This window comes from Hydrotalea sp. (assembly GCF_049968455.1).
Lineage (GTDB): Bacteria > Bacteroidota > Bacteroidia > Chitinophagales > Chitinophagaceae > Hydrotalea.
In genome coordinates, this window is the sequence record NZ_JBMFQT010000028.1 from 1 (window position 1) to 9,661 (window position 9,661).

5 protein-coding genes are annotated in these 9,661 nt (G+C 35.3%); 4 read left to right on the top strand and 1 reads right to left on the bottom strand.

What is annotated here, in order from left to right:
* On the bottom strand, window positions 1–368 hold a 368-nt coding region (locus ACP5P5_RS13085), incomplete at its 3' end, for a LacI family DNA-binding transcriptional regulator (protein ID WP_428286559.1).
* Window positions 369–536: 168 nt separating this feature from the next.
* On the opposite strand from ACP5P5_RS13085, the gene ACP5P5_RS13090 reads away from it, so the two are divergent.
* From ACP5P5_RS13090 to ACP5P5_RS13105, 4 genes are all read left to right on the top strand, one after another.
* Window positions 537–2,723, top strand: coding sequence for a glycoside hydrolase family 3 N-terminal domain-containing protein (locus tag ACP5P5_RS13090; RefSeq protein WP_428286560.1), 2,187 nt, complete (start codon window positions 537–539; stop codon window positions 2,721–2,723).
* Between the two features lie 118 nt (window positions 2,724–2,841).
* Window positions 2,842–6,042, top strand: coding sequence for a SusC/RagA family TonB-linked outer membrane protein (locus tag ACP5P5_RS13095; RefSeq protein ID WP_428286561.1), 3,201 nt, complete (start codon window positions 2,842–2,844; stop codon window positions 6,040–6,042).
* Window positions 6,043–6,059: 17 nt separating this feature from the next.
* On the top strand, window positions 6,060–7,844 hold the full coding sequence (locus tag ACP5P5_RS13100; RefSeq protein WP_428286562.1) for a RagB/SusD family nutrient uptake outer membrane protein: 1,785 nt from the start codon (window positions 6,060–6,062) through the stop codon (window positions 7,842–7,844).
* Between the two features lie 23 nt (window positions 7,845–7,867).
* Window positions 7,868–9,499, top strand: coding sequence for an endo-1,4-beta-xylanase (locus tag ACP5P5_RS13105; protein ID WP_428286563.1), 1,632 nt, complete (start codon window positions 7,868–7,870; stop codon window positions 9,497–9,499).
* Window positions 9,500–9,661 lie beyond the last annotated feature (162 nt).

Genomic DNA, 9,661 nt, shown 5'->3' on the forward strand with positions numbered 1-9,661 from the left:
CCATCTACTCTGCTGTTAAATAATGTTATTGCGTTAGCTGCTTCCTTTTGTTCATCCTCTTGTGATTGACTGATGATGAGTTGGTATCCTTCTTCATTAGCAATGCTTTCAATACCCGCAATAACTGTTGACATGAAATAGCTATTTAGCCGAGGTACAATAACTCCAATAGTTTTACTTTGTTTGGTTCGCAAATTGCTGGCAAATGCGTTACTTCTATAACCTAATTTTTGGGCTGCTTCTAGTATTTTCTTTTTTGTTTTCTTATTAATAGTAGGATGGTCTTTCAAGCCGCGACTAACCGTTGCTGCTGAAATGTTTAAATAGTCCGCAATATCATATATGGTAACTTCTTTATCCTGCTTCATACAAACAATGTTATAACTTTTGAACAAGGTAATTGTATTTTTTTTGAAAAATTTTTTGCAATCGGTTGCATTTTTAAAATTCTTTTCTATATTCGTTTTGTTAACGATTGCTTTTTAATTACGTAAATATCAATTTTACGCTGCTTAAATACCCAAAATGCTTGCTTTATGAAAAAAGTTTTTTATATTTTCTGTTTGTTGTTTCTGCACTTTTCGGTTAATAAAGTATTAGCTCAAACCCCCGACTATTTAAATGCTCGTTTGCCTATTTCAACTCGTGTACATGATTTGGTGAGCAGATTGACTTTGCAAGAAAAAGTGCAACAAATGATGAATAGCAGTCCAGCTATACCCAGGCTGAATATTCCTGCATATAATTGGTGGAATGAGGCCTTGCATGGAGTGGCTCGGTCAGGCTTAGCTACAGTTTTTCCTCAGGCAATTGGCATGGCTGCAACTTTTAATGACAGCCTTGCGTTTGTTGAGGCTTCTGCTATATCCGATGAGGCAAGAGCTATGTATAATGCTGCTGTAAAAAGAGGGATTTATGAACAATATGGTGGACTTACATTTTGGACTCCGAATATTAATATTTTTCGTGATCCTCGTTGGGGACGTGGCCAAGAAACTTATGGTGAAGATCCTACACTCACTAAAACAATGGGAGTTGCATTCGTTAAGGGCTTACAAGGAGATGATCCCAAGTATTTAAAAGTAGCAGCTTGTGCAAAGCATTTTGCGGTACATAGTGGCCCTGAACGTTTGCGTCATTCTTTCAATGCAGTAGCTTCAATTAAAGATTTACGTGAAACTTATTTGCCAGCTTTTAAGGCTTTGGTGAATGATGCTCATGTAGAAGCAGTGATGTGTGCTTATAACAGTACCAATGGTGAACCTTGTTGTGCCAATACTTTTTTGTTAGATGATATATTAAGAAATGAATGGCATTTTAAAGGACATGTAGTGTCTGATTGTGGTGCCATAGGCGATATTTATGATGGACATCATTATGTAAACACTGCTGCTGAAGCAGCGGCGCTTTCTGTTAAAAAGGGGGTAAGTTTAGATTGTGGTGTAGAATATACCGCTTTAATAGATGCTGTAAAACAAAACCTAATTACTGAAAAAACTATTGATAGTGCTTTGTCTGTATTATTAACTACCCGATTTAAATTAGGCATGTTTGATAACGTCAATGCTAATCCGTATAATCAAATTCCTGAATCAGTTATTAATTCACCTGAGCACAGAGCATTGGCGAAAGAAGTAGCTATTCAGTCGGCTGTTTTATTAAAAAATAATGGTGTATTACCTTTAAAAAATAATTTACCTCGATATTTCATTACTGGTCCTAATGCATCTAATGTTGATGTTCTATTGGGCAATTATTATGGAGTAAATAACCGATTGGTTACTTTTTTGGAAGGATTTGCCGGGCATATTGCTCCCGGTAGTCAATTGCAATACAAAATGGGTAGCTTGTTAGATAGACCTGATGCCAATCCTATTGATTGGACTTCAGGTGATGCAAAAAATTCTGATGTAACTATAGCTGTATTAGGTTTGTCTGGATTGTTAGAAGGTGAGGAGGGGGAATCAATTGCCTCAACAACCTATGGCGATAGATTGAATTATAACATTCCTCAAAATCAAATAGATTTTTTAAAAAAATTACGTGAAGGGAATAAAAAACCAATCATAGCCATTATTACGGGTGGAAGTCCAATGAATTTATTAGAAGTTCACGAATTGGCTGATGCTGTATTGTTAGTTTGGTATCCCGGTGAAGAAGGAGGTAATGCTGCTGCTGATATTGTTTTTGGAAAAGCTAATCCTTCCGGTAAATTACCAGTAACCTTTCCAATGTCATACGACCAACTTCCTCCTTATGAAGATTATAATATGCAGGGAAGAACGTATCGATTTATGAAAGCTACTCCTATGTATCCTTTTGGATTTGGCTTAAGTTATAATACCTATTCATATTCTAATCCTGTAGTTTCAAAATCGATTATTAAAAATGGGGATAGTATTACTTGTGCAGTTACCATTAATAATAATGGAAAATATGATGGATTAGAAGCGGTGCAATTGTATGTACAGCATGAGAATGCGCCGGCAAATGCTCCTATATATGCTTTAAAAGCATTTAAAAAAGTGGCAATACCTGCTCAAGGTACTTCAACAGTTTCTTTTACAATAACTCCCGATATGTTGCAATTGGTGAATGATAAGGGTGAAAGTTATTTACCCAAAGGAAAAATCAATATTTATGTTGGAGGATCATTACCTGATAAAAGAAGTGTTGAACTAGGTGCATCGAAACCTGCAATGATTACTGTTACATCAAAATAATCCTAACAAATAAACTAACTGCATTGCCCTATGATAAGTTATACAAATAGCACTTAACCTTATCGTTCCGATATAAGTTAAGAATCTTTAGAAAAAAAACATTACAAAAAAAATATTTATGAAAAAAATTAATTTTTCGTATGCCCTTGTATTGCCCAAAAAGGATTATTGGAAAGTCTTTTATGCATTAGGTGTACTAATGGTTACAATTATTTTAATTCTAATTTCCTCTCAAAAATCTATTTCACAATCCACTCAACAACGAAAGGTTGTAAAAGGTGTAATTGTTAATGAAAAAAATGAACCTGTTGCCGGTGCGTCAGTAAGTGTACAGGGAAATAATATTGGCACAACAACGAATGAAGCGGGTGCTTTTACGCTTAGTGTACCTGAAAAATGTGTGCTAGTGATTTCTTATGTAGGATATCAAAAGAAATATGTTTCCATAAATGCCAAAACGAATAATGTTTCAATACAATTACAAACGGCAAATAATGATTTAGACCAAGTTATAGTAGTTGGTTATGGCACACAGCGTAAGCGTGATGTTACCGGATCAGTATCTTCAGTTAATGAACAAGCACTCCGTGATGTTCCTGTTGCGAATATGCAACAGGCTTTACAGGGAAAAGCAGCAGGTCTGGAAATTCAAACTGTTGGTACAACGCCGGGTTCAGGTGCGCAAATTCGTATCCGTGGTACACGTTCTATTAGTGGATCTAATGAACCCTTACTAGTATTGGATGGTATTCCTTATGATGGGAACTTAAACGATATTAATCCTGATGATGTTGCTTCAGTAGAAATTTTGAAAGATGCTTCAGCAACTGCTATTTATGGTTCACGAGGGGCTAATGGAGTATTGCTAGTTACAACAAAAAGAGGCAAAGCCGGTGCCACTCGTATATCCTATAGCGGTTACTATGGTATAGGAACAGTATCCAATAAATATCCTGTGTTTAATGCAGCCGAATACCAAGCCATGCGTAATATTTCCCCATGGAATCAAGGATATATGCCATTGGAACTTGCTTCAATTGCTGCTGGAAAATCTACCGATTGGCAGAATTTAATGTATAGTAATTCGCATAAAACAGATCAAAACATAACTGTTTCAGGAGGTACTTCTAACGGTAGCACCTTTTCTTTGGGTGGTGGATATTATAATGAAACTTCATTATTACCCGGACAGGATTTTACTCGTTATTCTGTTCGTGCAACTATTGATAGTAAAATAGGTAATAGAATTAAAGTTGGTTTAAATACGATGAATACCGTTGGAATAACCAATGGTTCTCAATTTGTAAATGCAATGTTTCCAATTTTGGCATTAAGTCCTTTAATGCCTGCCTATGACAGTGCGGGTAATATCATTAAAGCACCTAATGGTGATAATGATGACAATCAAATTCAATACAGTCCATTATTATTGAAACACAATAACAATAATTGGGTTGATAGGGTAAGAAGATTGAGAACTTTTAATAGCTTATATGCTGAAATTGAAATTTTAAAAGGATTAAAGTATAGGGCTAATATTGGGTTGAACTATACTCAAGAAGAGGATGATCAGTTTCAGGCCTCTGATTTGCCAACTAATCCAAGTTACTTTAGGGTACAAAAAGGAAATACCGCTTATGTAAACAATGCTGAAGCCTGGGGATATACAGTAGAAAACTTATTAATTTATGACAAAGCCATCAAAAAGCATCGTTTTAATTTTACCGGTTTATATAGTATTCAGGAATACCATACGCATAATACTTCAGTAAGTAAGGATTCTATTACAGATAACTTTTCCCAATTTTATGCATTAGGATTATCTAATCCAACACCTACTCCTGTTGTTGGTGGTGGTGAACAATCATGGGCATTAATTTCCTATATGGGGCGTTTAAATTACAATTATGATAATAAGTATTTGCTAACTTTAACAGGCAGAATTGATGGTTCCTCAAGATTAGCTAATGGTCACAAATGGCACCAATATCCCGCTGTATCAGCGGGTTGGAATTTAAATAATGAGCAATTCTTTAGAAATAGCAAATTTTTATCTAACAATTTCAATAGTTTAAAATTAAGAGCTGGCTTTGGACAAACTTCTAATCAGTCTATTAATCCTTATTCATCTTTAGGTTTAGTTTCCAACAATAATGGGTTAACTGCCCCTGGAAATGTAATTCGGTATAATTATGGACCAACAGTTGTTACGGGATATAACGTATCTGCCTTGCCAAATCCTAATCTGGATTGGGAGTATACCAAAACAGTTAACATAGGGGTTGACTTTAGTATTTTGAAGAATAGAATTTCAGGTTCACTAGAATATTACCATCAACATACTGATAAAATACTTTACAGTGTTGTATTACCACCAACCTCAGGCGTTTCTGGTAATTATACAACCAATGTAGGAGCCATGGAAAATAAAGGTATGGAGCTTTCAATTTCTTCATTAAATATTCAAAATCATCATGGGTTTAGTTGGTCAACAGAATTTAATTTATTTTTCAATAAAAATAAGTTGTTGAGTTTAAGTAGTGGTATTCAACAGGATATTGCTAACCAGTTGTTTGTTGGGTACTCAATGACTGCAATATATGATTACAAGAAATTAGGAATTTGGCAAAAAAATGAAGCAGCAAAAGCTGCTCAATATGGAAGTGTTCCCGGACAAATTAAATTAGAAGATCATAGCGGACCCAGTGGCAAACCTGATGGTGTTATTGATCCTAATAATGATAGGTATGTAATTGGTAATGGCGATGCTAAATTGCAAGGTGGAATGACAAACAGATTTGTTTATCGAAACTTTGATTTGTCAGTAGTTGCTTATGCGCGTTTTGGTGGATTATTAGTAAGTCAGATTCATCAACCAGTTGCATCCTACCTAACTGTAATGGATGGTAAAAGAAATGGTATTAAAGTAGATTATTGGACGCCCAATAATCCTACTAATTGGTTTCCTGAACCTTCTACTTCAATTAGTCCAATTAGCACAGCTTGGACAACTTTGGGTTATTACAACGCTTCATTTGTTCAAATTCGTAGCATAAATTTAGGATATACTGTTGGTGAATCTATGTTGAAGAAAGTATATGCACAATCCATTCGTTTTTACTTTACAGTTGATAATGTAGCATTTTTGTTTTCTCCTTATAAAAATCAAACTGGTATCAATCCCATTGGAACAAATGTAGGTAATGCAGGTGTTGGGAACCCAGGTAACTTAAGAAGTGGTAGTAATGGAATGGTAACAATAAGTGCAAGTAGTCCATTGCCAAGAAATTTTATTGTTGGTGCTAATATTAGTTTTTAATATTTAAAACTTAATGTATGAAAATTTCAAATAAATTATATTTTGCTTCAGTAGCTTTATTTCTGGTATTAATAAGTAGTGGCTGTAATAAAAAATTACAAGAACATCCCTATACTGTATTTACTGTAGATTATTTTAAATCTCCAACCGGCTTACAAAGTGCTGTAAATGCCTTATATTCAGGGATGCGGTTTAATTATGGTCCTGAAGGTGCAGTGGGTATTACTTGCGATGGAACAGATGAATGGACTTATGCAGATCAACCTCGTACAGGTGCAGGTGGAACCGCCGATTATTTAACTTTAGGTAATTATACTTTAGATGCTTCTAATGGTGCTATTTTAACGCCTTGGAATAGAAATTATTCTAACATTAATTTAGCAAATGCAGTAGTTGATTTCGCACCAAATGTAAATATGGACACTACATTACGCAATACTATTGTTGCGCAAGCTCGGTTTTTTAGAGGATTATACTATTTATTATTAGTTGAGCAATTTGGTGCAGTGCCTCTTGATTTGGGTTCGGGCGATTTGCATTTTAATTCAAAGCCTTATCAAGGGTTTAATCGTTTGCCTACCTCTGATTTACTGGTTAAAAATTATCAGGCAATGATTAATGATTTTACTTATGCAACACAATATTTGCCTGATCAACGTCCTGCCAATGCTTTTGTTTTATCAAAAGCTGCAGCCTATTTAATGTTAGCCCGTACTTATATTTTTCGGGGATATTCTGCTGCCAAGCAAAGTTCCGATTTTCAAAATGCTTACAATGCAGCAATGGAAGTGATTAATAATCAGGCTAAATATGGTACTTCATTGTTACAAAATTTTGCAGATGTAAATAAGCAAGGTAATGAATACAACCCTGAAATTTTATATTCTGTAGAAAGAATTCCAGGAGATAATAATGACAATGAAGTAGGTAATCCATCTGGTATTGGGGGAGGTAAAGGTGTTGATGCTAGCAATGATTTCACTCCAGATTATACTACTGTTAAAGCACCAACTGCTAGTTCTTCAACTTCTCCTTGTGCTACAAGAACACAATTATATGGCAGACCAATTAGAAGATTTTGCCCAACCGCATGGTTGTATAACATTGCATTTGCGGATAAATACAATGATAGTCGTTATGATGGTAGTTTTAGAACCGTTTGGTTGGCATCACAGTCAGGGGGCGGATTTAATGTGGGTGATACCGCTATAGTATTAGCATATACAAATGCCATGGCTGACTCAATGAATGCAATTCCAAAGTCTTACAGAGTTATTGCGCCAAGGGAGTTTTATATAATTGGTGGAACAACCATACAAAATATTTATCCCTCCTTAAGTAAATATGAAGATGGCAAAAAGCAGCAAGCTAATGATCAGGGAGGAAGACCTTTCCCTGTAGCTAAATTATCTGAAATGTATTTATTGGCAGCAGAAGCAGCCTTTCAAATAGGAAATGTTAATCAAGCCGTTACTTTGTTAAATGTAATTAGAGAAAGAGCTGCTTATCGTCCGGGTTTATCTGCTTCTGATTTGGCGACTCGAGTTGCAGCAATGGATATCGATGCATCACAAGTTACTCTTGATTTTATTTTAGATGAACGTACCCGTGAGCTGTGTGGTGAAAGTTTACGTTGGCCCGATTTAGCAATGCGTGGAAAATTAATTGAAAGAGTAAAATTATACAATCCTGATGGTGCTGCTAAAATTCAACCTTTCCATTCACTAAGACCTATTCCGCAAAGTCAGTTAAATGCCACTGCCGACAATAATAGAGCGCAATATCAAAATCCGGGTTATTAATTAATAAATATTAAAAATTATTTATGAAAAAAATATTTGTTTATTTACTTGCTCCATTAAGTTGCTATACAGCTTTAGTTGGGTGTAAAAAAATGGAGGTTGGTATCATGAATACGGGTAATTATACTGATACTTCAACCTACATAAAAGATGCAGCAACTGCCGATGGCTTTCCTTTTGGCTTAGCTATTGATTATGCACCTATGATGAACAATCCAGTTTATTCAGGTACTGTAGCTCGTGAAGCCACAAGCGTAACTTTTACTTACCAAATGAAACATGGTGCTATTGTACAAAATGATGGTAGCCTAAATTACACCAATACCGATGCATTGGTTAATAAATGTGTAAGTGCAGGCTTACAAATATATGGGCACACATTAGGATGGCATCAAAATCAAAATGCTACTTATTTGAAAAATTATGCCGGTATTACAATTCCTGCAGCTACTGAACTATTAGCTAACCCCGGATTTGAATTAGGAGCTGCTACTACTTTTAGTAATTGGAGTACTTATAATGCTGCTAATGGTGCAACAATTTCGGTTACTACAACACCTAGTCAGGTACATAGCGGTACCAGGGCAATGATGGTAGTTAATCCAGTTGCAAATCCAGGTAGTCAATGGAAAGTTCAAGTCGCTAGCGATTTGTTTAATACTGTAGTTGGGCAACAATATACCATTTCTTATTGGGTTTATGCGGCCTCAACAGGAGGTTCTATTCGTTTGTCAACTCAAACTAGTGGGGGTGGTTCTGCACAATATCAGGCCGATCAAAACATCGGTACTAGTTGGCAGTTAGTTACTTGGACAATTACTGCAAATTCTACGCAAACACGTATTTTGTTTGACATGGGTCAGGCGGCAAATACTTATTATATAGATGATGCAAGTGTAAAACAGGTCGTTACAGCCCCATCTGGTTCACAAATTGCAGTAAAATTAGATTCTGCCTTGTATAATTTCATAACAAACACCGTAACACGTTATAAAGGCGTAGTTAAAGCGTGGGACGTAATTAATGAATTATTTGCTGATAATGGTACCCTGCGCAATAATAGTAATACCACTACAACAGGCTCGGATGTTTTGGTATGGTCGAATTATATGGGTAATACTTATGCGTTACATGCATTTCAATATGCACAAGCTGCCGATCCTGATGCTTTGTTGTTTATCAATGATTATAGTTTAGAATCCAATTCTGTTAAACTTGATTCATTAATTTCTTATGTAAAATTCTTGAAGGCCAATGGGGCAAAAGTGGATGGTATTGGTACCCAAATGCATATTGCATGGAATATAACTTATGCAGGCATTGATGCAATGTTCCAAAAATTGGCAGCAACGGGTTTATTAATTCGTATTTCAGAATTGGATATAAGAATTAATCCTAACGATAAAACCGGGTTTACACCTAATCAATTGTTTTATGGATATCAGGCTGATATGTATAATTATGTTGTGAATTCTTATTTAAAATATATCCCAAAAGCACAACGGTATGGCATTACTGTATGGGGTGTAGATGATCCTGAAAGCTGGATTGTAACAACACAAAATAAAGTGGATTATCCATTGTTATTCAATGCAAATTTTGGCAAAAAACCTGCCTATACGGGAATGCTAAATGCTTTGAAAACACAACAATAATTATTTATTGGTTCTAAATTTAATTGAATTATATACCCCCCATTTCAAATTCTGTTTTTAATTTGCGTAAGCAGTCGTTTAGTTGTTGCCGGTGATTCTTCACCGGCAAATTTTATAACATGAAATTATATGTACCATGAATGAAAAATATTTAATGCAGCA